Here is a 25382-nt window from a genome sequence, read left to right on the forward strand (position 1 = left end):
GAGACGCGCGCAGGCCGCCGGCGCCGGTCTCGACGCGCGCCTGCGGCCTGGCCGACCAGGGCGACGGCCGCTGCCGCTGCGCACTGGCCTGAACACGCGCAGCCACGGCGCCGCGCGTGTGCCGCATCGCAGACGGCGGCATCCGCGCCGGCCGGCAAGGGTCGTCGGTCATGGTCGTGGCGTGTCAACGGCCGTCACGCCGGGCCGTTAGACTGCATCGAACTCCACGCGTCCGGGATCTCCATGCCGCACCGACCACGCGCCGGCGTCCGCCTGGTGTGCCTCTTGTTGTCCTCGATCGTGCTTGCCGGCTGCGACAAGCCGCCGGCGCCGGCCACGGCCAGTGCCGCGATTCCGGTGACGCTGCAGACGGTGCAGCCCCGCGAGTGGAACGACAGCCTGTCTTCGCTGGGCACGGTCAAGGCCCGCGAGTCGGTGACGCTGACCGCCAAGGTCAGCGAGATCGTCGAGCGTGTGCATTTCGACAGCGGCCAGGAAGTGGCGGCCGGCGCGCCGCTGGTGACGCTGCGCGGGCAGGGCCAGCAGGCGGCGTTGCGCGCGGCCGAGGCCACCTACACCGAGGCCGAGCAGCTGTATCGGCGGCAGAGCGAGCTGGTCGGGCGGCAACTGGTGTCACGCGCGCAGCTGGACACGCAACGCGCCCTGCGCGACGCCGCGCAGGCGCGGGTGCTGCAGATGCGCGCGGAGATCGGCGACCGCAGCGTGCGCGCGCCGTTCGCCGGCGTGCTCGGCCTGCGCCAGGTCAGCCCCGGCGCGCTGCTGACGCCGGACGCCACCATCGCCACGCTCGACGACATCGCCCAGGTCTACGTGGATTTCCAGGTGCCGGAGGCGGCGCTGTCGACGGTGCAGGCGGGCGCTGCGGTCGGTGGCCGCAGCGTGGCCTATCCGGGGCGCGCCTTCGACGGCAAGGTGACCACCGTGGACGCGCGCGTGGACAGCGCCACCCGCGCGGTCACCGTGCGCGCCGCCTTCGACAACGCCGACCGCGCGCTGCGCCCAGGCATGCTGATGGACGTGCGCCTGTACCGGCCGGCGCGGCAGGCGCTGGTGATCCCCGAGATCGCGGTGGTGCAGGTGGGACGCGACGCCTTCGTCTACCGCGTCGGCGCCGACGCCACCGTGGCCCGCGCCGACGTGCGCACCGGCGCGCGCCGCGACGGCCTGGTCGAGATCGTCGAGGGGCTGCAGCCCGGCCAGCGCATCGTGGTCGAGGGCACCGGCAAGCTGCGTCCCGGCGTGGCGGTGGTCGATGCCGGTGTCAGCGCCGGCGGCGGCGCGCGCAACGGCCGCGCCGCGGCGGACCTGGCGCGATGAAGCTGTCCGACGTCTCCATCACCCGGCCGGTGTTCGCCGCGGTGATGAGCCTGTTGCTGGTGGTGCTGGGGGTGATGGCGTACAGCCGGCTGACCCTGCGCGAACTGCCGGCGATCGACCCGCCGATCGTGTCGGTGGAGGTGCGCTACCCCGGCGCCTCGGCAGCGGTGGTGGAAAGCCGCATCACCCAGGTGCTGGAGGATGCGCTGGCCGGCATCGAAGGCATCGAGACGATCCAGGCGCGCAGTTCCAACGGCGTGGCCGACATCAGCATCGAGTTTCGTGCCACCCGCGACATCGAGGCCGCCGCCAACGACGTGCGCGACGCGGTCAGCCGCGTGCTCGACCGCCTGCCCGACAAGGCCGACGCGCCGGAGATCGCCAAGGTCGAGGCCGATGCCGACGCCATCCTGTGGCTCAACATGAGCTCCAGCACGATGGACGCGCTGCAGCTGTCCGACTACGCCGAACGCTATGTGGTGGATCGCCTGTCCAGCATCGACGGCGTCGCCCAGGTGCGCCTGGGCGGGCGCCAGCGCTACGCGATGCGGATCTGGCTGGACCGCGACCAGCTGGCCGCGCGCGACCTCACCGTGACCGACGTGGAGAACGCCCTGGCCCGCGAGAACGTCGAACTGCCGGCTGGCCGCCTGGAGTCGACCGACCGCGACTTCACCCTGCGGGTGGAGCGCAGCTATCGCGCGCCGGCGGATTTCGCCGCGATCCCGCTGGGCAAGGGCCGCGACGGCTACGTGGTGCGGCTGGGCGACGTGGCCAAGGTGGAACTGGCCTCGGCCGAGCGCCGCGCCTACTTCCGCAGCAACGGCGTGCCCAACGTCGGCCTGGGCATCGTCAAGACCTCCACCGCCAACAGCCTGGACGTGGCCCGCGCCGCGCGCGCGGCCGCGCAGCAGATCCAGCAGACCCTGCCCAAGGGCACGCAGATCTTCGTCGCCTTCGATTCCACCGTGTTCATCGATGCCTCGGTGGAGCGGGTCTACCACACCCTGATCGAGGCGGTGGTGCTGGTGCTGGTGGTGATCTGGCTGTTCCTGGGCAGCGTGCGCGCGGCGTTGATCCCGGCAGTGACGGTGCCGGTGTGCCTGGTGGCCGCGTTCATCGCCCTGTATGCCTTCGGCTTCTCGATCAATCTGCTGACCCTGCTGGCCCTGGTGCTGTGCATCGGCCTGGTGGTGGACGATGCGATCGTGGTGGTGGAGAACATCCAGCGCCGCGTCGACCTCGGCGAACCGGCGCTGGTGGCGGCGCGGCGCGGCACCGCACAGGTCGCCTTCGCGGTGATCGCCACCACCGCGGTGCTGGTGGCGGTGTTCCTGCCGGTCGGCTTCCTCGAAGGCAACACCGGGCGCCTGTTCCGCGAGCTGGCGGTGGCGCTGGCCGCGGCGGTGGCGATCTCCGCCTTCGTCGCGCTGACCCTGACCCCGATGATGTCGTCCAAGCTGCTCAAGGCGCATGCGCGCGAGCAGCCCAACCGCGTGCATGGCTGGGTCGAGGCGCGGCTGCAGGGGCTCAGTGCGCGCTACCGGCGCGTGCTCGAGCGCCACGTCGGCCGCGCCTGGCTGTTCGGCGCGCTGATGCTGGCGGCGCTGGCGGCCAGTGCGCTGCTGGCGCGGATCATCCCGTCGGAACTGGCGCCGGCCGAGGACCGCGGCTCGTTCCAGGTGATGATCGATGCGCCGGAAGGCGCCGGCTTCGACTACACGGTGGGGCAGATGCACCAGGTCGAGGCCATCCTCGACCGCTACCGCGGCGACGGCCAGCCGATCGCGCGGGCCAATCCGCGCGTGCCCGGCAGCTTCGGCGCCAGCGAGGAGATGCACACCGGCCGGGTCAGCGTGTTCCTGCGCGACTGGAGCGAGCGCGACGTGGCCACCGCCGACGTCGCCGCGACGCTGCAGGACGAACTGCGCGCCTTGCCTGGCGTGCGTGCGCGCACCCAGGTCGGCGGCGGCCTGGTCAACGGCCGCGGGCAGCCGTTCCAGATCGTGCTCGGCGGCCCCGACTACGCCGAGATCGCGCAATGGCGCGACCGCCTGCTGGCGCGCATCGCCGACAATCCCGGCCTGGTCGGCGCCGACTCGGACTACAAGGAAACCCGGCCGCAGATGCGCGTGGAGATCGACCGCCAGCGCGCGGCCGACCTCGGCGTGCCGGTGACCGAGATCGGCCGTGCGCTGGAAACGCTGATGGGCGCGCGCCAGGTCACCACCTTCGTCGACAACGGCGAGGAATACGACGTGATGCTGCAGGCCAGCCGCGACGGCCGCGCCGATCCGGCCGACCTGGCGGCGATCCGGGTGCGCGCCGACAGCGGCCAGCTGATCCCGCTGTCCAATCTGGTGAGCCTGCGCGAGGTCGCCGAGCCCGGCAACCTGCACCGCTTCAACCGCCTGCGCGCGATCACCATCAATGCCGGCCTGGCCCCGGGCTATCCGCTGGGCGAGGCGATCGCGTGGGCGCAGCAGGTGGCGCGCGAGGAACTGCCCGACTACGCGCAGCTCGACTGGAAGGGCGAATCGCGCGAGTACCAGCAGGCCGGCGGCGCGGTGCTGCTGACCTTCGCCCTGGCGCTGCTGATCGTGTACCTGGTGCTGGCGGCGCAGTTCGAGAGCTTCATCCACCCGCTGGTGATCATGCTGACCGTGCCGCTGGGGGTGCTGGGCGCACTGATCGGCCTGGCGATCAGCGGCGGCACGCTCAACCTGTTCAGCCAGATCGGCATCGTGATGCTGGTCGGGCTGGCGGCCAAGAACGGCATCCTGATCGTCGAGTTCGCCAACCAGTTGCGCGACGCCGGGCGCAGCGTGCGCGATGCCATCGTCGAAGCCTCGGCGGTGCGGCTGCGGCCGATCCTGATGACCTCGCTGGCCACCGTGGTCGGCGCGATCCCGCTGGTGGTCGCCGGCGGTCCCGGTTCGGCCAGCCGCGCCACCATCGGCATCGTGGTGATCTTCGGCGTGTCGGTGTCCACGCTGCTGTCGCTGTTCGTGGTGCCGGCGTTCTACGCGCTGCTGGCGCCGTACACGCGCTCGCCGGATGCGGTGCAGCAGCGCCTGCAGCAACTGGAAGCGCAGACCCCGTCGGTCGGCGGCCACGCCTGAGCGGGGCCGCGCACGCCGGCTCGCTCAGGCCGGGTCGGTGCGCGACGAGGCCAGCGGCCGCGGCGCGCAGCGCGGCTGCTGCAGCAGGTGCACGAACTGCGCGGCGATCACCGCGCCGCCGAAATGGCGCTCCACGAACTCGCGCCCGGCCTGACCCATGCGCTGGCGCCGTTCGCTGTCGCACAGGCGCAGGATCGCGTCGCGCCAGCTGTCCACGTCGCCGGGCGTGAGCAGTTCGCCGCTGACGCCGGGGTCCAGCGTCTCCGCGGTACCGCCGACGTGGCTGGCCAGCACCGGCACCGCGCTGGCCTGCGCTTCCACCGAGACCCGGCCGAAGGTTTCCGGCGCCAGCGACGGGAACGCCAGCATCGACATCGCGTTGTAGTACGGGGTGGTGTCGTTGACCCAGCCGACGAAGCGGTGGCGTTCGCCATGCGGCTGGGCCTGCGCCTGCGCCTGCAACTGCGCCGCGTCCGGGCCGTCGCCCAGCCACAGGCAGTGCAGCCGCGGCTCCTGCGCCATCGCCGCGCCCGCGGCTTCCAGCAACGGGAAGATGCCCTTGCCGGCATGCATGCGCCCGCTGTAGCCGAGCACGATCGCATCCTCGGGCAAGCCCTGCGCGGCGCGGATGGCGCGGCCGCGTTCCGGATCCGGGCGCAGCCGTTCCATGGTCACCGGGTTGTACAGCACCTGCACCAGCGCCTCGGGCACGCCGCGCTCCAGGTAGGCCTGCCGCGCGTAGTGCGACACCGCGAAGAAGCGCGCCGCCAGCCGCGGGATGGCATAGCCGGACAGTGCGCTCATCGCCGGGGTGCGGTGGCGGAACAGCGTGACGGGGATGCCCAGGGCGCGCCCGGCCAGCAGCAGCGGCCAGTATTCCTTGCCGAAGTTGCCGACCAGCCAGTCCGGCCGGTTGTGCCGCGCCATCCGCAGCAACGGCCCGTAGCCGGCCGGATCCAGCACGTTGCGGAAGTGCCCGACGTGCACGCGGATGCCGCTGCGGCGCAGCTCGTCGGCGATCAGGCCGCCTTCGCAGGCGATCACGTCGACCTGGTGGCCGACGCCGGCCAGGGCCTGCGCCAGGGCCACGAAATGCGTGGCCGCGCCGGTGTTTTCGGGATTGGTCCCGACGAATAGGAATTTCATCCGCGCCGGTCCTCGTAGGCGGTGAAGGCGCGCAGCGCGAACTGCGGCAGCAGGTGGTGGCGCGCGACCTGGATGCGCGGGTAGCGCATCGGGTCCGAGCCGGCGGGGGCACGGCCGCGGCGGGTGCTGGTGGCGGCGGTGTAGCCGGCCTCGCGCACCGCGTCGGCGACGCGGTCGTCGACGTCGCCGTAGGGGTAGCAGAACTGCGGCACCGCCTCGCCGAGCAGGTCCTCCAGTTCGCGCTTGCAGCCGCCGATCTCCTCGCGCAGGGCCGCATCGCTGCAGCCGGTCAGGTGCGGGTGCGAGCGGGTGTGCGCGCCAATCTCCATGCCGCCGGCGCGCCACTGGCGCAGCTCGGCGAGGTTCATCAGCGGCTTTTCGATGCCCAGCTTCTGCGCATCCCACACGTTGTGGCGGCCGATGCAGCCGCTGACCATGTACACCGTGGCGGTGAAGCCCAGCCGCTGCAGCACCGGCAGCGCCGCGTGCAGGTTGTCCAGGTAGCCGTCGTCCAGGGTGACCACCGCGACCTTGCCCTGGCGCTCGCCGCGCAGGTACGGCATGGCGTCGGACATGGACACGCCGCGGTAGCCCAGCCGCTGCAGCAGGCGCATCTGCCGGGCGAAGCGGCCCGGGCTGACGTACAGGCTGCGGTACACCTGCAGGTGGCGCGGCGCCTCGGCCACGTTGTGGTACATGAAGATCGGAATGCGGGCCGTGGCGGCGGTGTCGGAGGGCATCGGGGAACGGCTCTTGGGACGGATGGGCGACGTGCGGCGCGGGAGTCTAGCGGTGCTGGCTTTCGCTGGTCTGTCAGGGAAAACCCTCAGCCGTAGACGATCGCGCGCCGCCGGCGGCTATGCTGGGCGCCCCCGCCAGCACAGGAGCCGCCGATGTCCGAGACCGCCGCTGCCGACCCCTGGCGCGACCTGCAACTGCATCTGGATGGCATCGTGCTGCGGCGCTGGCGTGCCAGCGACCTGGACGCGCTGGTTTGTCACGCCGACGATGCCCAGGTGGCACGCTGGGTGAGCCGACGCTTCCCGCATCCGTACACACGTGCCGACGGCGAGGCCTTCCTGGGCGGGCAGGTGATCGATCTGAACAATCCGGTGCTGGCGATTGAAATCGGCGGCGAGGCCTGCGGTGGGATCGGCTTGCATGCCGCGGCGCAACCGGCGCCGGAACTGGCCGAGCTCGGCTACTGGCTCGGCAGTGCGCACTGGGGGCAGGGGCGGATGACCCGCATCGTTGCCGCCTACCTGGACTGGGCGGCGCCGGCCCTAGGCTTGCAGCGGATCGAGGCGTTGACGCTGCCGGACAATCACGGCTCGGCGCGGGTGCTGCAGAAGAACGGGTTTGCCGAGATCGGCACGCGCCGCGAGCTGGCGGTGCGCGATGGACAGGCGCGCGACCTGCGATGGTTCGCGCGGACCTGGCCGGCGGCCTGAGCCGCGCGTCGCCCCTGGGAGCGACGCGCGGGGGCCACGGCGTCAGTACGAAATGGTGGCCGAGGTCGCGGTGGTGTCCACCGCGTAGTTGCATTGCACATCCAGGCCGGAGCTCTCGCTGTAGGACTGCCACGCCGGCGACGTCACCCGCTGCATGCGGTAGTCGTACACGCCGATCGCGTCGAAGGTGATGCGGCCATCGGGCGGATACTGGTCGCAGCTGTCCACCGCATAGACTTCCAGCGCGCCGCCCACCACCAGGTGCCTGGTCGAATCGATGTCGTAGGTGGTGCTCAGCCGCACGCTCTGGCCGGTGGTGAGGTTGCGCGTGTCCACGTTCCAGTTCGTGCAGGGCTGGCCGTTGTTGCAGGTCGCGTAGGTGTCGCCCACGATCTGGTCGCCGGCGCTGGCCGCAATGAAATCGCTGTGCCACACCATGCCGTCCTGGCAGCAGTTCCAGCTGCTCAGGTCCCAGCTGTTGTTGTAGCCGCGGTAGCCCAGCACCGGTTGCAGGATCGTCGGATCGTCGCTCTGCAACCCCGGGAAGAAGTACACCGTCTGCTGCGCCACGTTGGTCGGGTTGTGCGGCACCGTCCAGCGCGCGACGATGCGGCCCATCTTGTTGCCGGTCACGTCGATGGCCGACTGTACCCAGGCGTAGGTGATCGGCGGCGGCACCGCGCCGCGCGCGCCCGATGCCCGCAGCGCGGCGCCAGCGCGGATAGGCCGCCCATCCAGGCCGTGTCCGTCAGGGTGCACCCGGGTGCCGTTGGGCAGGAAGTTGTCCTGGGCGCAGGTCTGCGCCGCTTCGCGTACGCCATCGGCACGCTGCAGGCGGCCGTCGGCGAGCACGCGTTCGTTGCGATGGACTTGGCGCACGCAGGTCGGCGCGAAATAGCCGAAGGGCGTCTGCACGTAGTCGTCGGGGACATTGGCGGGCTTGTGCGCGGCGTTCAGGGCGCCGACCCGGGCCAGGCGGGCGTCGGGCGCGGCGGTCTGCGCCAGGGCGCTGGCGCCCAGGCCCAGCAGGGGCAGCACCAGCAGCAGCGCGGCACCCAGGCGGCGCGCGGACGAGGAAAACGGATGGAGGTCGGAGTGCATGGGAATCGCCTTGTCGTGAGAATGCGAAGTGCGTTCTCGGGACGCCGCGGAGCGCTGCGCGTTGCGCCGGCGCAGGCCATCGCAGGTGTCCCGTCTGCGAAGCGCGTGGCACGGTGATGGCGGGTCGATGGGCACCTGTTTGGTGGCGGAAGAAGCCGCGACGATGGACCGGATGCGCAGGCCGCGCTTGTCGGATTTGCGCATCCGACACCGCGAATTCCGCATGGTGCGCGGCAAGTGCGAAAATCTTCACGGTTTCGGTCGGAATGCAGTTCGCGCCTTGCGTTGCGCGGTGTAGACAAGTCGCGTCACCGGGGTGCGTCACGCCGGGGCAGCCGTCGGCGCGCGGATGAGCGAAAATCCCCGCAGCGCGCCGTCCCTGGCGCGCGCCCCCGCGTGTTTCCAGGAGATTCCCATGCGTTGTGCCCTTCGTTCCTGCTGCGCCGCTGCGGCGTGGCGCGCCTGCGCCGCGGGCGTGCGCCCATGACCTCGCCGTGGGGCAACCGCCCGCGCGGGGGCCGTCCCCCCGCTCCGCCCGCGAGAGGAGCCGGAGGTGAGGGGGCGGCGGCGGCCGGCACCCGCAACGAACTGCGCCTGTACGGCCTCAACGCGGTGCGCGCGGTATACGCGCGGCGGCCGGAGGCGATCCGCAAGCTGTACCTGAGCGAGGCGCGGATCCCGGCGCTGCAGCCGCTGCTGAAGTGGTGCGTGGCCAATCGGGTCGGCTACCGCGTCGTGGACGAGGCCGACCTGCACAAGCTCGCCGCCAGCAGCCACCACGAAGGCGTGGTCGCCGACGTGCTGCGCGCCGCGCCGCTGGCCTTGGCCGACTGGCTGCAGACGCTGGCGCCGGGGCCGGCGGTGGCGCTGTGGCTGGATGGCGTGGGCAACCCGCACAACCTCGGCGCGATCCTGCGCTCGGCGGCGCATTTCGGCGTGGGCGCGATCCTGCTGCCGGAGCAGGCCGCGCTGGCGCTGTCCGGCGCCGCCGCGCGCGTGGCCGAGGGCGGCGCCGAGGCGGTGCCGCTGGTGCGGCTGCCGCCCGCGGCGCAGGCGCAGGCGCAACTGCGCGCGGCCGGCTTCGCCCTGGCGGCGACGCTGGTGGCCGGCGGCGACGATCTGTTCGCCGCCGCGCTGCCGCAACGCCTGGTCTACGTGATGGGCGCCGAGAGCGACGGCATGGACCGCGGCTTCGCGCAGGCCTGCGACCTGCGCCTGTCGATCCCGGGCAGCGGGGCGGTGGAAAGCCTCAACGTCGCCGCCGCCACGGCGGTGTTGCTGGGAACCTGGCGCAGCCGGCATCCGCACGCGCACGCGGTGCGCTGAGCACGGCGTCACGGACTGAGGGCGGGCTGCATTTGGCTACGCGAGAGTGTGCGCGGCGGCCGGTTTCGGGTTTGCGGGGCGCGCGTTGGCGGCGTAGCGTCCCGCAGGCGCATCGCCACGAGGCCGCGCCTCGTGCGATGCGCACCAGCACGACTGTGCAGTTCCCCCCGAAAGGGCCATCGTCACTCCTGCGGAGATGTCGCTCATGAAGCTGCTGTTCTCCCTCAAGCACCTGCTGTCGTCGAAGAAGCCGCTGAAGTCGTACGCCTGGTACATCTGGTACTGAGCGCCGTGTGCGTTGCCGCGCGGCGTGCCGTGCGGCCGGGGCCCGGCGGATGCGCTGCGCCGGGCGCCGTTCCTCCAGGAGACTCGCGATGTCCGCCACCATGGTCGAGCGCCACGCACGCGCCACGGTCTTCGCGCCGCGTCTGCAGGCGTTGCTGCGCACGCATCTGGGGCAGGAGGCGTTCCGCCTGGATGCCGATACGGTCGGCGTCGCCGGCGCCGCGCTGAGCGATCGCCTGCTCGCGGCGCGGCCCGCCACCGAACACGAACGGCCGACCTTCAAGCCGCTGCACGGCCGCTCGATCGCGCGCAGCGAGGCGGCCAAGCTGATGCAGGCGATCGGCCGCGATGTGCGCGAGGCGCTGCAGCGGCCGCCGCCGACCCGCGACCTGTCCGGTCCATGGCCGCACGTCGGCCACGTCTATCTGCGCGACCTGCTGCTCGGCGGCGACCCGTGGCGCCTGCGCCTGCTGATGGACCGCGCCCTGGAACTGACGCCGCGCCTGACCTGGGCGGTGATCGCCGCCGGCGCGCTCGCGCCGCTGGCGCCGGACGCGGAGGCCTCGGCGTTGGCCAGGCTGCTGTCCACGGCCGACGGCTACCGCGCGCGCCGCGATGCGATGGGTCTGTACCGGCGCACCGCCGCGCCGGTGTGCTTCACCATTTCCACGCTGGTCGCCAACGCGCTGTGGCTGGGATCGCCGTTCGACGCGCACGTCTCCAACCGCAACCTCCTCTACGAAACCCTGCGCCTGCTGCCGCCGTCCTGGAACATCCTGCGCAACGCCTCGCCGGAGTACGGCGCGCTGGATCCGCGCATCGGCGCCGCCGACGACGTGCTGGTGCTGCCCTTGCTCAGCCATCGCGATCCGGCGTTGTGGGAAGCGCCGGAGGCGTTCCGCCCGGAGCGCTGGGATGGCCTGGATCCCGATGCGCTGCCCGGCTACCTGCCGTTCGGGCATGCCTCCGAACGCTGCTGGGGGCGGCACATGGTCATGCCGCTGGCGGAGCGGTTGCTGGACCTGCTGCGTGCGCAGAAGCTGGTGGCGAGTCCGCGGCAGCGCCGCGCCGCGGTGCCGCTGACCGGGCTGCTCGGCGTGGCCCAGGTCGACGTGGTCCGGCAAGCGCACGCCTGAGCGGTGGCGTGCGCGCCATCGCCGCGCTCAGCGCCGCGGCGGCGCGGTGGACCCGCGCGTGACCAGGGTGTAGTCCAGCACCTGGTGGGTGCCGCGGCTGGGCAGGCCGTCGCGGCGCTGGCGGATCTCGGCGAGCAGCAGCGTCACCGCCGCTCCGCCCATCGCCGTGACCGGCTGGTGGATGGTGGTCAGCTCCGGCCAGATCGTGGTCGCCACCGGCGTGTCGTCGAAACCGGCGATCGACAGGTCCTCGGGCACGCGCAGGCGCAGCCCGTGCGCGATCGCCAGCGCCGCCGCGGCCATGTCGTCGTTGCTGCACAGGATCGCGCTGGGGCGCGGCGTGGCCTGCAGCAGCGTGGTGGCCGCGAGCAGCCCGGAGCGGTAGGTGAACAGTCCTTCGGCCACGCGCTGCGGCGCCACCGTCAGCCCGGCCTGGGCCATGGTGTCGAAGAACGCGCGGCTGCGCAGCGCGCTGGGCGTGTGGCCGGGATCGCCGCTGATGAAGCCGATGTCGCGGTGGCCCAGGTCGAGCAGGTACCGGGTGAGCGCGCACGCGGCCTGGTAGTCGTCGATGCGCACCGAGCTGACCCTGGGCATCGGCGCGCCGGTGGCCACCGCCACCAGCGGAATGCCGCGCGCCTCCAGTTCGGCGATGGTCTGCCGCGCATCGCACAGCGGCGGCGGCAGGATCAGGCCGTCGGCGCCGGCATCGAGCAGGCGTTCGGTGGCGGCGCGCTGGCTGTCGCTGTCCTCGCTCTTCTCCACCAGCACCTGGCAGCCTTCCAGGCTGCTCTGCTCCAGCACGCCGAGCATGAACTGGTTGAGGTAGGCCGCGCTGGGATTGCTGTACAGCACGCCGATGCGCGCCAGTCCGGCGGTGCGCAGCGAGCGGCCGGCGAGGTTGGGGCGGTAGCCGAGCGCCTGGATCGACGCTTCGACGCGTTCGCGCATGGTCGCGCTCACGCGCGGGTGGCGGTTGATCACGCGCGAGGCGGTCATCGGCGACACGCCGGCATGGCGGGCCACATCCAGCAACGTCACCGCTGAGCCCGCGCGGCGTTGCCGTATGCCCATCAAAGGTCCTGGCACTGCTGCGGAAGGGAACCCCTGCGCGCGTCCTGCGCAGGGGCGGTGCACTTTACTCCTTGGGCGGTTCCACTGTCTTGGCCTGGCTGCCGAAACCGCCATCGGCCTGTGCCGCCAGATATGCGAACACCGCATACGCGGCGACGTTCTGCGCCAGCGCCTTCGGGTCGATCTTGTCCAGGGTGTCGTCGGCGGTGTGGTGCAGATCGAAGTAGTCGCTGCCGTCCTGCGCCAGCCAGGCCCAGGCAGCGCCCTTGGCGGCCAGCGGACCGACGTCCGGGCCGGGGCCGCCGGCGTCCGGCGCATAGGCGATGCCGAGCGGCGCCAGCGCCTCGGCGATCTGCCGGGTCGCTTCGCGCGAGCCGGCGGCGTCGCCGGAGCCGGTGTTGAAGGCATAGATGCGGCCGGCGCCGAAGTCGCTTTCGGCGGCGATCTGATGCCGTGCCACGTCCTGCGCATGCGCCTGCGCGTAGGCCTTGCCGCCGTACAGGCCCTGCTCCTCGTTGGCGAAGGCGACCACGCGGATGCTGCGCTTGGGCGCCTGCTTGAGCTGGCCGATCAGATGCCCGGCGGCCATGCTGATGGCGACGCCGGCGCCGTCGTCGATCGCGCCGGTGCCCAGGTCCCACGAATCCAGGTGGCCGCCGATCAGCACGACCTCGTCGGGCAGCGTGCGCCCGGTGATCTGCCCGATCACGTTGTAGGAGGTGGCGGTGCCGTCCCAGCCGCAGTCCAGCGCCAGGCGCAGGCGCACCGGGCCGCGCGCCAGCAGGCGCGCCAACTGGTTGGCGTCGGGTACCGACAGCGCCGCAGAAGGCACCGGCGTCAGTCCCTCGTCGAAGCGGGTGATGCCGGTATGCGGCACACGGTGCGAATCGGTGCCGGCCGAGCGCATCACGAAGCCGACGGCGCCCTTGCGGATCGCTTCGGACGGCCCCTTGCTGCGCACCGCGCCGCCATTGCCGTAGTCCTTGCCGTCGCGGGTGCGCAGCATCTGGTAATCGACGAAGGCGATCTTGCCGCGCAGCGCGTCGGCCGGCGCCGCCCGCAACGCGGCCAGGTCGGCAAAGCGCACCACCTCGGCCTCGACCGTGCCGCCGGGGCTGCCGCCCAGCGCGGTGACGGTCAGCGGTTGTGCGTGCGCGCCGAGCACCTGGGCGTGTTCGCTGCGCCGCTCCCACTTCGGGAACGTCACCGGCTCGGTCCACACCTTGTCGAAGCCCAGCGCCTTGAACTTCGCCGTGGCCCAGGCCACCGCGCGCGCATCGGCGTCGCTGCCGGCCAGGCGCGGACCGATCTCGGTGGTCAGCGACTCGACCACCTTCCAGCCGGTGTCGTCGGCCAGCGCCCGCTCCCGCAGCGTCGCCGCATCGCGCAACGCTGCCTCCGGAATGCGCGTGGCCTCGGCGGCGACGGCAGGGGAGGACAGGCTCAGGACGGCAGCGATGACGACGGCGAGACGGCGCATGGAAGACTCCGCGGACAGGAACGGCGAGCTTAGCAGCGCCTCGCCGCCGTGCACGGCGCGGCCTCCATGGCGGAGGCCGCGCGCGCCGTCGTGCTTACTCCGGGCGCGGCTCGGGCTTGAGCGAATCGCGGATCTCGCGCAGCAGCAGCACTTCCTCGCTCGGGGCCTTCGGCGCCGGCGGTTCCTTGCGGGCGATGCGGTTGATCGCCTTGACCAGCATGAAGATGGCGAAGGCCACGATCACGAACTGGATGATGGTGTTGAGGAAATCGCCGATGCCGATCGCCACCGCCGGCACCGGCTTGCCCGCGGCGTCCACCGTGGCCGCCCTCAGCGTCCACGCCCAGCGCGAGAAATCCACGCCGCCCACGAGCAGTCCGATCGGCGGCATGATGATCTTCTCCACCAGCGCGGTGACGATCTTGCCGAACGCGGCGCCGAGCACCACGCCGACCGCCAGGTCGAGCACGTTGCCGCGCATGGCGAATTCCTTGAATTCGCGGATCATGCTCATCGGAACTCCTTTCTTGTCAGTGCGGGCCTGTCGCCGCGGCGTTAGCCTAGCGCAGTGGCCGTGGTGTTCAGATCACGGGCATGCATCCGCCGCGCGACCGGCACGCGCGGCCTCTCAGCCGACGATGCGGCCGTGGCGCTCGGCGACGTTCTCCAGGCGCGCGCTGAAACGGTCGCCCGGGCGCAGCGCGGCCACGCCGGCCGGCGTGCCCATGAACACCAGGTCGCCGGCGCGCAGCGCGAACAGCTTGGACAATTCGTGCAGGATCTCCGGCACGTTCCAGATCATCTGCTCCAGCAGCGACTGCTGGCGCACCTCGCCATTGACCTCCAGCGACAGGTTCAGCGCTTCCAGCGCACCGACCTCGCCGGCCGGGATCAGCTCGCTGATCGGCGCGGACGCGTCGAAGCCCTTGGCGATGTCCCACGGCAGGCCCTTGGCCTTGGCGGCGGCCTGCAGGTCGCGACGGGTCAGGTCCAGGCCCACGCCATAGGCCAGGACCAGCGCCTCGGCGGCGTCGACCGGCAGCACGCCGGCCGGCGCGTCCTGGCCCAGCGCCACCACCAGTTCCACCTCGTGGTGCAGCTCCTGGGTCGCGGACGGGTAGGGGATGGCCTCGTCGCCGATCACCAGCGCATCGGCCGGTTTCATGAAGAAGGTCGGCTGGCCGCGCTCGGCCTTCGAGGCCGGTGCGCTGGCGCCCATCTCGCGCGCATGGTCGGCGAAGTTGCGGCCCACGCAGTAGATGCGATGCACCGGGAACAGACCCAGGCCGCGCACGGGAACGCGCGGAGCCTCGGCAGCGGCGAACAGGTCTTTCATGGGCGTGCATCCAACGAGAAGGGGATGCAGCAGTCTACCGCGATGGGTTCAACCCAAATCCAACAGGCATACGGAATCCGCTCTTGCGATTCCCCAATCCCGATTCCCCATTCCCCGCTCTAAAGCGGCAAGGCCGGCTTGCGCACCACCCGGTACTCGCCATCGACGACATGGCGGCGCGCGGTGGCCGGACGCTTGCCGCGCTGGCTCAGCAGCTTCATGGCGATGCCGCCCAGGATCATCGCCGCGCCCACGAACACGCTGACGAATACCAACCCGGCCAGGATCGCCAGGCCGAGCAGGCCCACCGCCAGCTTGACCAGCGGATGGCGCGGCTTGCGCGGCGCGAAGACGTGCCGGAATTGGTCGAAATTGAAGAGGCGAGCGCGCATGGCAGAACTCTGTTTCAGTTTGAACCGAAGGGGCGCAGTATCGGCGCTGTTTTATGTGACGGAGTGAAAACTTCGTTAAGCGAAAAATTAACACTTTGCGTTCAGGGGCTTGCATGTCCTTGAGGAGTGAAGAGGGCGCCGCGCCGCGGGGGCGAGCGCCCATGCGAAAATGGCGATCTCCTCGTTGCCCGTGCTGCGCGCCATGACCGAATCTCCCGCCGTGCTGGCATCGCTGCACGATCTCGTCCCCGGCGAACTGGCCGAGGCCGGGGCGGTGCTCGGTGGCGAGTCCGAGTCGTTGCTGCTGTACCGCGAGGGCGACGCCGTGCGCGCCTGGTTGAACGTGTGCCCGCACGCCGGGCGCCGCCTGGACTGGGCGCCGGGGCAGTTCCTGAAGAGCCGCGAGGGCCATGTGGTGTGCGCCGCGCACGGCGCCGCCTTCGAACTGCAGGGCGGCCTGTGCGTGTCCGGCCCATGCCGCGGCCAGAGCCTGCATGCGGTGCCGGTGGATGTGCGGGCAGGGCAGGTGGTGCTGGTCTAGCGCGCAGGGCGTGCGCTACAGCGCGTGCCACCAGTCCATCGACATCAGGTTGACCATCAGCACCACCACCAGCGTGTAGATCAGCGACAGCGGGCCGCCGACCCGCCACAGTTCGCGCGGCTGGTAGTTGGCCGGGCCGGTGATCATCGAGATCACCGGATTGGACGCGGTCATCAGGTTGTTGGACGCCGACAGCGCCACGATCAGCGCGAACGCGGTGGGATTGCCGCCGGCCGCCAGCGCCAGGTTGACCGCGATCGGCACCATCACGATGGTCGCGCCGACGTGGCTGATCACCAGCGAGAACGCGGTGGTGAGCAGGCCCAGGGCGATCTCCAGTGCCCATACCGGGATGCCCTCGGGCAAGCGCGCGATGGTGTGGCCGGCGACCCAGGCCGCCGCGCCGCTGCTGTCCATCGCCCAGCCCAGCGGGATCAGCCCGGCCATCAGGAACACGGTCTTCCAGTTGATCGCCGCATAGGCCTCGTCCATGCGCAGCACGCCGGTCAGCAGCATGCCGGCGACGCCGGTCATCAGGGTCAGCGCCACCGGCAGCTTGGAGGTGAGCGCGATCAGGATGGTCAGGGCGAAGATCGTCATCGCGATCTTGAACTTGTGCGGGCGGTGCTCGCCCTTGGGGTAGTCGGTGACCACCACGAAGTCGCGGCTTTCCGAGGCCTGCGCCAGGTCCTGCCAGATGCTGTGGAACACCAGCATGTCGCCGGCGCGCAGCGGCACCTTGCGCACGTCCTCGCGGATCACCTGCTTGTCGCGGTTGATCGCCAGCAGGCTGATCCCGGCCTGCTTGCGCAGGCGCAGTTCGGCCGCGCTCTTGCCGATGAAGCGCGAGGTCGGCGGGATCACCGCTTCGGAGATGCCGGCGCGGCTGGGATTGAACAGGTCGCCCAGGTTGCGCAGGCGCGAGGACAGGCGCAGGAACTGGTTCTGCGCGAAATCGGCGACCTGCTGGCGCGCGCCCATCACCCCGAGCACGCTGCCGACCCAGATGCGCATGTCCGCCGGCGGCGCCAGCCGGGTGTCGTTGCCGGTCTTCAGCGCCAGCAGCAGCGGCGCGTCGTGCACGGTCTCGGCCTCGCCCAGGGTCATGCCGACCAGCGGGCTGTCGGCGCTGACGATCAGCTCGAACACGTCGCCTTCGATGCCGTAGGTACGCGCGAAGTAGCTCTCGGTGCGCGCCGGGGTGACGCCATCGTTGATCAGCCGCTCCTCTTCGGCCAGCGCCTTGTCGCCGCGCACGCGGAAGTAGATCAGCGAGGCCAGCAGCAGCGCCACGCCGATCGGCAGCGGCGCGAACATGCGCAGCGGCTCGATGGTGGCCATGCCCGAGGGTAGGTTGTTGTTGGCCGACTGCAGCAGGTCGTTGAGCAGGATCAGCGGCGAGTTGCCGACCATGGTCAATGCGCCGCCCATCACGATGGCCGCGGCGATCGGCAGCAGCAGCCGCTGCAGGGTGAGCCCGGTGCGCCCGGCCAGGCGCGAGGCCACCGGCAGGTACAGCGCCATCACCGAGGGGTTCTGCATGAACGAGGAGTTGAGCCCGGCGATGGCGGTGGTCAGCAGCATCAGCCGTTCCTCCACCCCGCGCGCGCGCCGCAGCAGCCACGACGCCAGCCGGTTCAGCGCGCCGGTGCGCTCCAGCCCGGCGCCGAGGATGGTGGTGGCGATGATGCTCATCACCGCGTTGCCGGAGAAGCCGCTGAACAGCTCTTCCGGCGCGATCAGCCCGGTGACGCCGAGCACCACCAGCACCACCAGCGCCACCACGTCGGCGCGGATCCGCTCGAACACGAACATCGCCATGGTGAAGCCGACCAGCCCGAGCACGAGCTTCATATCGGTGGTCAGCGTCAGCGCGGTGTCCATGCGAGGCCGGGAATGGGGAATCGGGAATGGAGAATGGCAGAAGCGGCCGGTCGTCGCAGGTCGTCGCTATCGGGGAGGGGCGGGCGAGGGCGCTTCCGATTCCCGATTCCCCGTTCCCGATTCCCGGTCGTACAGCAAATCCCACACCCCATGCCCCAACTTCTGGCCGCGGGTCTCGAAGTGGGTCTGGGGGCGCCAGTCCGGGCGCGGCACGTGGCCGCGCGGGCCGGCGCGGTTGACCAGGCCGGGGGTGGCGTCGAGCACGTCCCACATCTGCTCGGCGTAGTCGGCCCAGTCGGTGGCGCAGTGCAGGCGCCCGCCGTCGCGCAGCTTGCGTACCAGCAGCGCGGCGAACGCCGGCTGCAGCAGGCGCCGCTTGTTGTGGCGCTTCTTGTGCCAGGGATCGGGGAAGTAGATGCGCACCTCGTCCAGGCTGCCGTCGGCGATCTCGTGCTGCAGCACCTCCACCGCATCGTGGTGGTACAGGCGCACGTGGTCGGCGCTGTCCTCGGCCAGCGCGTTGAGCAGGCGGCCGACGCCGGGCGCGTGCACCTCGATGCCGATGTAGTCGCGGCTCGGGTCGTGTTGCGCGGCATGGCGCAACGCGGCGCCGTTGCCGAAGCCGATCTCCAGCACCTTGGGCGCGTTGCGGCCGAAGGTGGCGTCCAGGTCGCGCGGCTGGCCGCTGTAATCCAGGCCGAAGCGCGGCCACAGCGCGTCGAACGCGCGCTGCTGGGCCGGGGTGAAGCGGCCCTGGCGCAGCACGAAGCTGCGCACCTGGCGGTGCCCTTCCTCGACGGTGAAGGGTTTCGGCGGGGTCTTGGCGCCGGCGCTGGAGAACGGGTCGGTCATGCCTGCAGCCTCACCCGATCAGCCCGTCGACCGGCGAGGAGGCGCTGGCGTAGCGCTTGCGCGGGATGCGCCCGGCCAGGAACGCCTCGCGGCCGGCCTCCACCGCCTTGCGCATGGCGCTGGCCATCAGCACCGGATTGCGCGCGCCGGCGATGGCGGTGTTCATCAATACGCCGTCGCAGCCCAGCTCCATCGCGATCGCCGCGTCCGAGGCGGTGCCGACGCCGGCGTCGACGATGATCGGCACCTTGGCGTTGTCGATGATCTCCAGCAGGTTGTAGCGGTTCTGGATGCCCAGGCCGGAGCCGATCGGCGCGGCCAGCGGCATCACCGCCACGCAGCCGATCTCTTCCAGGCGCTTGGCCAGGATCGGGTCGTCGCTGGTATAGACCATCACCTCGAAGCCGTCGGCCACCAGGATTTCGGCGGCCTTGAGGGTCTGCACCACGTCCGGGAACAGGGTGCGCTGGTCGCCCAGCACTTCCAGCTTGGTCAGGTTGTGGCCGTCGAGCAGTTCGCGCGCCAAGCGGCAGGTGCGCACCGCGTCCTCGGCGGTATAGCAGCCGGCGGTGTTGGGCAGGATGGTGTACTGCTCGGGCGGCAGCACGTCGAGCAGGTTGGGCTCGCCCGGGTTCTGGCCGATGTTGCTGCGGCGGATCGCCACGGTGACGATCTGCGCGGCGGCGGCCTCGGTGGCCAGGCGGGTCTGTTCGAGGTCGGCGAACTTGCCGGTGCCGGTGAGCAGGCGCGAACGGTAGGGTTTGCCGGCGATCACCAGCGCATCGTGGGGGGCGGGAGCGTTCATCGGCGGATTATCGCCCATCGCACCGGCCCTGCCGAGTCCGGCCGCGGCGCGCGGCGGCCCGATTCAGCCGCCGCCCAGCGCGTGCACGATCTCGACCCGGTCGCCGGCGTGCAGTTCGTGTTCGGCGTGCGCGCCGCGCGGCACGATCTCGCCGTTGACCTCGACCGCCACCCGCCGCTGCCCCAGCCCCTCGGCCTGCAGCAGCGTGGCCACCGTGGTGGCCGGCGCCAGCGTGCATTGTCTGCCGTTCAATTCGATGTTCATGCCATCATTGTGCAATGCGCGCCACTGGCGTGCGAGTCGTGATTCTTGCGGCAGTGCAACGTGAGCGTGCCCGGCAGAGGTGAAATGATGTCGGCCATGCGGCGACGTATGGAGCTGCCGCTCCCCAGTTTCGTTCGATTTCTTGTGTTCCATTTCTGCCCGGGAGGGCTTCCATGACTTCGTCCATCCGTCCGCTCCGCTCGCTGCTTGCCGCGGCGATCGTGCTCGCCGCCGCGCCCGCGTTCGCGCAGTCCACCACCTATAGCCGCACCGTGTTCTTCGGCGACAGCCTGACCGACGCCGGCTACTACCGTCCGCTGCTGCCGGCCTCGGTGCGTGCGGTGACCGGCCAGTTCACCACCAACCCGGACTTCGTCTGGGCGCAGTACGTGGCCGAGTACTACGGCACCAACGCCGCCGCCAACGGCAACGGCCAGATCGGCGACGACTATGCCGCCGGCAACGCCCGCGTCGGCGTGGCCAACGCCAGCGCCCTGGGCGTGGCGCCGTCGCTGGCGACCCAGGCCAGCAACTACCTGGCCGCCAACGGCGGCAAGGCCGACCCGAATGCGCTGTACTCGGTGTGGGGCGGCGCCAACGACCTGTTCGCCATCGCCGGCGGTGCGCCGGTGCAGGCCACCATCGGCAATGCGGTGACCGCCGAGGTGGGCATCGTCGCGAGCTTGCAGAACGCCGGCGCGCGCTATGTCATGGTCAACAACCTGCCCGACGTCGGCATCACCCCGCGCTTCCGCGCCGGCGGCGCCGCGGCGATGGCGCAGGGCACCGCGCTGGCCACCGCGTACAACACCGCGCTGTTCTCCGGCCTGAAGAGCGCCGGGCTGCGGGTGATCCCGGTCGACACCTTCCACCTGCTGCAGGAAGTGGTGGCCAATCCCGGTACCTACGGCTTCAGCAACGTCACCGGCACCGCCTGCCAGCCGCAGATCACCGCGCAGTCGCTGACCTGCAACCCGACCAGCTACGTCAGTGCCGACGCCGCCGACACCTATGTGTTCGCCGACGGCGTGCACCCGACCGGTCGCACCCACGAACTGCTGGCGCAGTACGCGCTGTCGATCCTGGAAGGCCCGCGCACCCAGCAGATCCTGACCCACTCGGCGCAGATGGTCGGCCGCTCGCGCGCCGACCAGGTTGCCTGGCACGTCGACGGCCGCCCGGAGGCGGACGGTGTGCGCTGGTGGGGCAACCTGCGCGGCGACATGCAGCGCTACCAGCACGGCGACCTGTACGACGGCATGGCCCCGGCCGGCCTGTTCGGCGTGGACTGGTCGCGTGGCGAGTGGGTGTTCGGCGGCTTCGGCGGTTTCGGTCGTACCGATGCCGACTTCGGCAACCGCGGCGGCGACTACACCCAGGACGACAGCACCCTGGGCGGCTTCGCCGGCTGGTACGGCGAGCATGCCTGGGTCAACGCCCAGGTCAGCTACACCTGGCTGAGCTACGACGTCACCCGCAAGGTCAACCTCGGCCCGGCGACCATCGAACACAAGGGCTCGCCGGACGGCAGCAACCTGACCGCGGCGCTGCAGGGCGGCTACGAATTCGGCGAAGGCAGCTTCAAGCACGGCCCGGTGGCCGCGGCGATCTGGCAGAAGGTCAAGCTCGACGGTTACACCGAGAGCAACCCCAACTCCAGCGCGCTGGGCTACAGCGACCGCGACGTCGAGTCGATGGTCGGCCGCATCGGCTGGAAGGCCAGCCTCGATGCCGGCATGGTGAAGCCCTACCTGCAGGCCACCTACGACCACGAGTTCAAGAAGAACCAGGAAGCCACCGCGTGGCTGCAGACCATGTCCGACCTGGGCGAGTACGCGGTGCCGGGCATCAACTTCGACCGCAACTACGCGTCGGTGGTGCTGGGCGCGCGGACCAAGCTGTGGGGCTTCGAGAGCAACGTCGGCATCGCCACCACCACCGGCCAGTCGCGCGCGCACGACACCTCGCTGTTCGTGAACTTCGGCGGCAGCTTCTAAGCACCGTCCGCCTTCACCCACCTTGCCCGGCTGCGTGCCGGGCAGGGTAGGGCAGACGATGGTGAGGTAAGCCAAAGGCAGTGGATGCCTGTTGTGGGAGGGGCTTCAGCCCCGACGCCTCGGATCCCGAGCCGTCGGGACTGAAGCCCTTCTGCATTTCCGGGGTACGCTGCTGGGTAGTGCCGGGCTCGTCCGTGCGCTCCGGCCCGCAGCACGCCGCTTTCTTGCGCAACCCCCGGCCCAGCGCATAGACTGCACCGGCAACGCGGGCGTAGCTCAATGGTAGAGCTGTAGCTTCCCAAGCTACTGACGTGGGTTCGATTCCCATCGCCCGCTCCAGCTTGCCTTCAAGCGCATAAGTGATTGAAGCCGCACGGCGGCCAGCGCGAGATGACAGCTTCGAACGATCCCTCTTCGGAGTATCGGTCAAGGTGTCGAATATCCCGAATCCTTCGCTGTCGCGCCGCTCTGGCCCCTCTGCACGCGTTTTTGTCGCGCTACCTGCAACGGCGGCTCGGCTCACATTTTCCTCGTTCACCCTCTCTGGCCCCGGCGGCGACGCTGCGCGTGTGGTGCGGGTCTGTATGCGGGCGGCGCTATCGAACGTCTCCATGCATGCGGACGGGGCGCTCGTGGGTCTGGCCGATGGTGCTGACCGGGTAGCAGTCCTCCGCGCGGCAACGCCTTCCGACGCTGCAGACACGGGCGCCGGATAGCACTAGATGCGAAGGCCGAGCGTGTGATGGGTTTCGTTGAGGCGATGCAGCGTGAAGGTGCTTTCTTCGATCACGATTTCATTCACGCAGCACGGCTCCTGCTTGATGCGCCAGTAGCGCGCCAGCGGCAGCCCGAGGCATTGCAGGAGGAGGACCCGGTTGATGCTGTCGTGGCCAACCAGGACGACGGTCTGGCCGCTGTGATCTTGCAGGATCCTGTGCAGCACCTTCATTGCGCGAACCAGCACGTCCGCCAGCGTTTCGCCTTCCGGTATCAGCGCGAGGTCCGGCATCGCAAACCAGGTCCGCGCGAGATCGGGCCAGCGCGCAGCCACCTCGTCGTGCGTCAGCCCCTGCCACTGGCCGTAATCGATGTCGGACAGGTCGTCCAGGACCTTGGCCGGCACGCCGGTCGCCTGTGCGATCGCGTCGCCGGTCCGTACGCACCGCGACAGTGGGCTGGTGTAGATCGCGTCCGGCGCCCAGCTTTGGGCCACTCGTGCCGCCAGCGCTGCAGCCTGCAATTCGCCAAGCTGCGATAGCGGCAGTTCCGCACGCCCGCGAAACCGCTCGGGGGCAATCCAGTCGACATGCCCATGGCGGGCGAGGATCAGGGTGGTCATGCGGCCTTTCTCGCATTGTCTTGTCGAACCAGCGCTGAGCGAGGAGACGGCGCCGCGTCCTCGATGCGCTGGGGCTGGTGGCGAGCTGGTCGCGACAGTCGGCGGCATGCTGTCAAACCCGCTTCATCGACCAGCGCTAGGCTGGCCGATGCCTGAGCGTTTGCTCGTTGCTGGTCCTGCTTCCTGTGATCGATCACAGCCGTCGTCGTTTTCTCGCCCGCGCGTCCCTGGCCCTGGGGGCCGGCGCGGCCATGCCGCTGGTGCCGGGCGTCATCCGCAGTGCGCTGGCGGTGCCGCCGGCGCGCGTCACCGGCACGCTGCAGGACGTGCAGCACGTGGTGATCCTGATGCAGGAGAACCGCTCCTTCGATCATTACTTCGGCTGCCTGCGCGGGGTGCGCGGCTATGGCGATCCGCGGCCGTTGCGGCTGCCCAGCGGCAAGCCGGTCTGGTACCAGCCCGAGCGCAAGGGCAGCGACCGTTACGTGCTGCCGTTCCGGCTCAACAGCCAGACCAGCAGCGCGCAGTGGATGAAGGATCTCAACCACGACTGGAAGGGCTCGCACGAGACCTGGAAGCACCACGACGCCTGGATCGCGCAGAAGAGTGCGATGAGCATGGGCCACTTCCAGCGCGAGGACCTGCCGTTCTACTACGCGCTGGCCGACGCCTTCACCCTCTGCGACGGCTACCACGCCTCGCTGTTCGGCCCGACCAATCCCAACCGCATGTACATGTTCACCGGCACCAGCGGCCTGAGCGTGGGCAACGACGGCGAGCAGGCGGTGAACAACCGCGACGACGGCAACTGGACCGCGGACATGGCGCGCGACAATCCGCGCTTCCCCGGCTATACCTGGAGTACCTACTCCGAGCGCCTGCAGGCCGCGGGCATCAGTTGGCAGGTGTATCAGGAGTTCGACAACTACGGCGACAACAGCCATCCGTACTTCGCCAACTTTCGCAAGCTGGACCGCGCCTCGCCGCTGTACCGCCGCGGCCGCGCGATCGTGCCCGGTTCCACTGCCGACAACGCCAAGGCCTCGCGCGGCGAGCACCTGGTCGCGGCGTTCGCGCGCGACGTGCGCGCCGGCACGCTGCCGCAGGTGTCGTGGATCGTCGCGCCGTACCTGCTCAGCGAGCATCCCGAAGCCACGCCGGCCTACGGCGAATCCTTGAGCGCGCGCCTGCTGGAAGTGCTGGCGGCCTCGCCGGAGGTCTGGTCGAAGACGGTGTTCCTGATCAACTACGACGAGAACGACGGCTTCTTCGACCACGTGCCGCCGGCGTTGCCGGCGATCCGGCCGGACCTGGGCGCCAGCAACGTGGACCTGCATGGCGAGGACTATCACGGCGTGCCGGTCGGCCTGGGGCCGCGGGTGCCGATGCTGGTGGTGTCGCCGTGGAGCCGCGGCGGCTGGGTGAACTCGCAGGTGTTCGACCACACCTCGGTGCTGCGTTTCCTCGAACGCCGTTTCGGCGTGATGGAGCCGAACATCAATCCGTGGCGCCGCGCCGTCGCCGGCGATCTGACCTCCACGCTGGATTTCGTCGGCCACGATCCGGCACCGGTGGCGTTGCCGGACACCCGCGACTACATCGCCCGTATCGACGCGACCGCGACGTTGCCGCCGCCGCAGCGTCCCGCGCAGCAGGTGCTGCCGGTGCAGGAACCCGGCCAGCGCCCGGCGCGTGCGTTGCCCTACGATTTCGACGTGCGGCTGCAGGTGCAGGCGGATGCGCGGGTGCTGCGCATGCGCAACCGCGGCGACGCTGGCGTGGCGCTCAATGCCTATGCCGACGATGGCATGGCCGGGCCCTGGTTCTACACGCTCGCCGCCGGCAGCGAGCTGCAGGATGCGCGCGCGTGGCGCGGCGATGCCGCCGATGCCGGCTACGCGTTGCGCTTGCACGGGCCCAACGGGTTTCTGCGCGAGTTCCATGGCGACGGGATCGGCGATGCCGGGCTGCAGGCGGAGGCCGACTACGATGCCGCTGCGCAGTGCCTGCTGCTGACGCTCGGCAATGCCGGCACGCAGCCGTGCACGCTGCGCGTGCGCGACGGGTATCGCGGCGATGGCGCCGAGCAGACGCTCACGCTGGCCGCCGGGGATCGCACCGTGCTGCGTCTGCCGTTGCAGGCGCAGCACCACTGGTACGACCTGACCATCGACAGCGAGGCGTTTCCGCACTGGCGGCGGCGCCTGGCCGGGCATGTCGAAACCGGCCGTCCGAGCATGAGCGACCCGGCGATCGGCCGCGCGGTCGACGTGTAGCGGCTGCACTGGCATTCCGATACGTGGCCAGTTACTGGCTGAGCATGGATATTGCTGGAGCAGGACCTATAGGTAACGTGGCCGCTGCGGGGGCCGCTGTGATCCGGGTTCGCCAAGCGAGGCCATCGGCGCTTTGACCTTTCTGCAGTCGGGACTGAAGTCCCTCCCACAAGGATGGGGGCGGCCTTCGACGTCGCCGCCAGCAGGTGCGCATGACGCCCGGCGATGCACCGGCGG

At 70.7% G+C, this 25382-nt stretch carries 21 protein-coding genes, 1 tRNA gene and 1 pseudogene; 10 read left to right on the plus strand and 13 right to left on the minus strand.

Annotation, left to right across the window (positions count from 1 at the left end):
* Positions 1-243: 243 nt before the first annotated feature.
* Both NKJ47_RS06320 and NKJ47_RS06325 read left to right on the plus strand, forming a co-directional pair.
* Complete coding sequence (locus NKJ47_RS06320; protein WP_254460656.1) at positions 244-1338, plus strand: efflux RND transporter periplasmic adaptor subunit; 1095 nt, start codon at positions 244-246, stop codon at positions 1336-1338.
* Positions 1335-4460 carry an efflux RND transporter permease subunit gene (locus tag NKJ47_RS06325; RefSeq protein WP_254460657.1) on the plus strand — a complete coding sequence of 1042 codons (3126 nt, stop codon included), beginning with the start codon at positions 1335-1337 and terminating at the stop codon, positions 4458-4460. Before NKJ47_RS06320 ends, NKJ47_RS06325 begins: the two co-directional genes overlap by 4 nt.
* A 24-nt stretch (positions 4461-4484) precedes the next feature.
* On the opposite strand, the gene NKJ47_RS06330 is transcribed toward NKJ47_RS06325, so the two are convergent.
* Positions 4485-5606, minus strand: a complete 1122-nt coding sequence (locus NKJ47_RS06330; RefSeq protein ID WP_254460658.1) for a glycosyltransferase family 4 protein — start codon at positions 5604-5606, stop codon at positions 4485-4487.
* Positions 5603-6346: a polysaccharide deacetylase family protein gene (locus NKJ47_RS06335; protein WP_254460659.1), complete on the minus strand. Its 744-nt coding sequence runs from the start codon at positions 6344-6346 to the stop codon at positions 5603-5605. The genes NKJ47_RS06330 and NKJ47_RS06335 overlap by 4 nt, the downstream gene beginning before the upstream one ends.
* Positions 6347-6499: 153 nt before the next feature.
* Between NKJ47_RS06335 and NKJ47_RS06340 the strand changes: the two genes are divergently transcribed.
* Positions 6500-7057 carry a GNAT family N-acetyltransferase gene (locus tag NKJ47_RS06340; protein ID WP_254460660.1) on the plus strand — a complete coding sequence of 186 codons (558 nt, stop codon included), beginning with the start codon at positions 6500-6502 and terminating at the stop codon, positions 7055-7057.
* Between the two features lie 42 nt (positions 7058-7099).
* Here the strand turns inward: NKJ47_RS06340 and NKJ47_RS06345 are convergent, their stop codons facing one another.
* The gene (locus NKJ47_RS06345) at positions 7100-8158 is read right to left on the minus strand and encodes a hypothetical protein (RefSeq protein WP_254460661.1); all 1059 of its coding nucleotides are present in this window, start codon (positions 8156-8158) and stop codon (positions 7100-7102) included.
* 483 nt (positions 8159-8641) lie between these two features.
* Between NKJ47_RS06345 and NKJ47_RS06350 the strand changes: the two genes are divergently transcribed.
* The 3 genes and pseudogenes from NKJ47_RS06350 to NKJ47_RS06360 all read left to right on the plus strand — a co-directional run.
* Positions 8642-9484, plus strand: coding sequence for a TrmH family RNA methyltransferase (locus NKJ47_RS06350; RefSeq protein ID WP_343237527.1), 843 nt, complete (start codon positions 8642-8644; stop codon positions 9482-9484).
* Positions 9485-9680: 196 nt separating this feature from the next.
* The gene (locus NKJ47_RS06355) at positions 9681-9770 is read left to right on the plus strand and encodes a tryptorubin family RiPP precursor (protein ID WP_254460662.1); all 90 of its coding nucleotides are present in this window, start codon (positions 9681-9683) and stop codon (positions 9768-9770) included.
* 619 nt (positions 9771-10389) lie between these two features.
* A pseudogene (locus NKJ47_RS06360) lies at positions 10390-10701 on the plus strand (cytochrome P450); the annotation flags it as partial.
* 231 nt (positions 10702-10932) lie between these two features.
* On the opposite strand, the gene NKJ47_RS06365 reads toward NKJ47_RS06360, so the two are convergent.
* The 5 genes from NKJ47_RS06365 to NKJ47_RS06385 all read right to left on the minus strand — a co-directional run bounded on the left by NKJ47_RS06365 (position 10933) and on the right by NKJ47_RS06385 (position 15187).
* Entirely contained in the window at positions 10933-11982 is a 1050-nt protein-coding gene (locus NKJ47_RS06365; RefSeq protein WP_254460663.1) for a LacI family DNA-binding transcriptional regulator, read from the minus strand.
* A 61-nt stretch (positions 11983-12043) separates the two neighbouring features.
* Positions 12044-13459, minus strand: coding sequence for a M28 family peptidase (locus NKJ47_RS06370; protein WP_254460664.1), 1416 nt, complete (start codon positions 13457-13459; stop codon positions 12044-12046).
* Positions 13460-13553: 94 nt separating this feature from the next.
* Positions 13554-13973: a large-conductance mechanosensitive channel protein MscL gene (gene mscL / locus NKJ47_RS06375; protein ID WP_254460665.1), complete on the minus strand. Its 420-nt coding sequence runs from the start codon at positions 13971-13973 to the stop codon at positions 13554-13556.
* Positions 13974-14087: 114 nt separating this feature from the next.
* On the minus strand, positions 14088-14795 hold the full coding sequence (locus NKJ47_RS06380) for a fumarylacetoacetate hydrolase family protein (RefSeq protein WP_254460666.1): 708 nt from the start codon (positions 14793-14795) through the stop codon (positions 14088-14090).
* A gap of 119 nt (positions 14796-14914) precedes the next feature.
* Positions 14915-15187: a hypothetical protein gene (locus NKJ47_RS06385; RefSeq protein ID WP_017910413.1), complete on the minus strand. Its 273-nt coding sequence runs from the start codon at positions 15185-15187 to the stop codon at positions 14915-14917.
* Positions 15188-15389: 202 nt separating this feature from the next.
* Here NKJ47_RS06385 and NKJ47_RS06390 point away from each other — a divergent pair, with 202 nt between their 5' ends.
* Entirely contained in the window at positions 15390-15728 is a 339-nt protein-coding gene (locus tag NKJ47_RS06390; RefSeq protein ID WP_254460667.1) for a Rieske (2Fe-2S) protein, read from the plus strand.
* A 15-nt stretch (positions 15729-15743) separates the two neighbouring features.
* Here NKJ47_RS06390 and NKJ47_RS06395 read toward each other — a convergent pair whose 3' ends face one another.
* From NKJ47_RS06395 to thiS, 4 genes are all read right to left on the minus strand, one after another.
* Entirely contained in the window at positions 15744-17612 is a 1869-nt protein-coding gene (locus tag NKJ47_RS06395; protein ID WP_254460668.1) for an SLC13 family permease, read from the minus strand.
* A 66-nt stretch (positions 17613-17678) separates the two neighbouring features.
* Positions 17679-18464, minus strand: a complete 786-nt coding sequence (trmB, locus tag NKJ47_RS06400; RefSeq protein ID WP_254460669.1) for a tRNA (guanosine(46)-N7)-methyltransferase TrmB — start codon at positions 18462-18464, stop codon at positions 17679-17681.
* Between the two features lie 10 nt (positions 18465-18474).
* Positions 18475-19269 carry a thiazole synthase gene (locus NKJ47_RS06405; protein WP_017910410.1) on the minus strand — a complete coding sequence of 265 codons (795 nt, stop codon included), beginning with the start codon at positions 19267-19269 and terminating at the stop codon, positions 18475-18477.
* A gap of 63 nt (positions 19270-19332) precedes the next feature.
* Positions 19333-19533, minus strand: coding sequence for a sulfur carrier protein ThiS (thiS, locus tag NKJ47_RS06410; RefSeq protein WP_254460670.1), 201 nt, complete (start codon positions 19531-19533; stop codon positions 19333-19335).
* A gap of 173 nt (positions 19534-19706) precedes the next feature.
* On the opposite strand from thiS, the gene NKJ47_RS06415 reads away from it, so the two are divergent.
* Both NKJ47_RS06415 and NKJ47_RS06420 read left to right on the plus strand, forming a co-directional pair.
* Positions 19707-21530: an autotransporter outer membrane beta-barrel domain-containing protein gene (locus NKJ47_RS06415; RefSeq protein ID WP_254460671.1), complete on the plus strand. Its 1824-nt coding sequence runs from the start codon at positions 19707-19709 to the stop codon at positions 21528-21530.
* 265 nt (positions 21531-21795) lie between these two features.
* Positions 21796-21869, plus strand: a tRNA-Gly gene (locus tag NKJ47_RS06420).
* A gap of 379 nt (positions 21870-22248) precedes the next feature.
* Here NKJ47_RS06420 and NKJ47_RS06425 read toward each other — a convergent pair.
* Positions 22249-22869: a histidine phosphatase family protein gene (locus NKJ47_RS06425; protein ID WP_254460672.1), complete on the minus strand. Its 621-nt coding sequence runs from the start codon at positions 22867-22869 to the stop codon at positions 22249-22251.
* 185 nt (positions 22870-23054) lie between these two features.
* On the opposite strand from NKJ47_RS06425, the gene NKJ47_RS06430 reads away from it, so the two are divergent.
* Positions 23055-25145 (plus strand): phosphocholine-specific phospholipase C, encoded by a 2091-nt coding sequence (locus NKJ47_RS06430; protein ID WP_429002496.1) that lies wholly within the window; start codon positions 23055-23057, stop codon positions 25143-25145.
* Positions 25146-25382 lie beyond the last annotated feature (237 nt).

The organism is Xanthomonas sacchari (assembly GCF_024266585.1).
Lineage (GTDB): Bacteria > Pseudomonadota > Gammaproteobacteria > Xanthomonadales > Xanthomonadaceae > Xanthomonas_A > Xanthomonas_A sacchari_C.

Bases quoted from the DNA above. Each gene is read 5' to 3' on its own strand.
- NKJ47_RS06320 (WP_254460656.1), top strand. From the start codon at position 244: ATGCCGCACCGACCACGCGCCGGCGTCCGCCTGGTGTGCCTCTTGTTG.
- NKJ47_RS06325 (WP_254460657.1), top strand. From the start codon at position 1,335: ATGAAGCTGTCCGACGTCTCCATCACCCGGCCGGTGTTCGCCGCGGTG.
- NKJ47_RS06330 (WP_254460658.1), bottom strand. From the start codon at position 5,606: ATGAAATTCCTATTCGTCGGGACCAATCCCGAAAACACCGGCGCGGCC.
- NKJ47_RS06335 (WP_254460659.1), bottom strand. From the start codon at position 6,346: ATGCCCTCCGACACCGCCGCCACGGCCCGCATTCCGATCTTCATGTAC.
- NKJ47_RS06340 (WP_254460660.1), top strand. From the start codon at position 6,500: ATGTCCGAGACCGCCGCTGCCGACCCCTGGCGCGACCTGCAACTGCAT.
- NKJ47_RS06345 (WP_254460661.1), bottom strand. From the start codon at position 8,158: ATGCACTCCGACCTCCATCCGTTTTCCTCGTCCGCGCGCCGCCTGGGT.
- NKJ47_RS06350 (WP_343237527.1), top strand. From the start codon at position 8,642: ATGACCTCGCCGTGGGGCAACCGCCCGCGCGGGGGCCGTCCCCCCGCT.
- NKJ47_RS06355 (WP_254460662.1), top strand. From the start codon at position 9,681: ATGTCGCTCATGAAGCTGCTGTTCTCCCTCAAGCACCTGCTGTCGTCG.
- NKJ47_RS06370 (WP_254460664.1), bottom strand. From the start codon at position 13,459: ATGCGCCGTCTCGCCGTCGTCATCGCTGCCGTCCTGAGCCTGTCCTCC.
- mscL (WP_254460665.1), bottom strand. From the start codon at position 13,973: ATGAGCATGATCCGCGAATTCAAGGAATTCGCCATGCGCGGCAACGTG.
- NKJ47_RS06380 (WP_254460666.1), bottom strand. From the start codon at position 14,795: ATGAAAGACCTGTTCGCCGCTGCCGAGGCTCCGCGCGTTCCCGTGCGC.
- NKJ47_RS06385 (WP_017910413.1), bottom strand. From the start codon at position 15,187: ATGCGCGCTCGCCTCTTCAATTTCGACCAATTCCGGCACGTCTTCGCG.
- NKJ47_RS06390 (WP_254460667.1), top strand. From the start codon at position 15,390: ATGACCGAATCTCCCGCCGTGCTGGCATCGCTGCACGATCTCGTCCCC.
- NKJ47_RS06395 (WP_254460668.1), bottom strand. From the start codon at position 17,612: ATGGACACCGCGCTGACGCTGACCACCGATATGAAGCTCGTGCTCGGG.
- trmB (WP_254460669.1), bottom strand. From the start codon at position 18,464: ATGACCGACCCGTTCTCCAGCGCCGGCGCCAAGACCCCGCCGAAACCC.
- NKJ47_RS06405 (WP_017910410.1), bottom strand. From the start codon at position 19,269: ATGAACGCTCCCGCCCCCCACGATGCGCTGGTGATCGCCGGCAAACCC.
- thiS (WP_254460670.1), bottom strand. From the start codon at position 19,533: ATGAACATCGAATTGAACGGCAGACAATGCACGCTGGCGCCGGCCACC.
- NKJ47_RS06415 (WP_254460671.1), top strand. From the start codon at position 19,707: ATGACTTCGTCCATCCGTCCGCTCCGCTCGCTGCTTGCCGCGGCGATC.
- NKJ47_RS06425 (WP_254460672.1), bottom strand. From the start codon at position 22,869: ATGACCACCCTGATCCTCGCCCGCCATGGGCATGTCGACTGGATTGCC.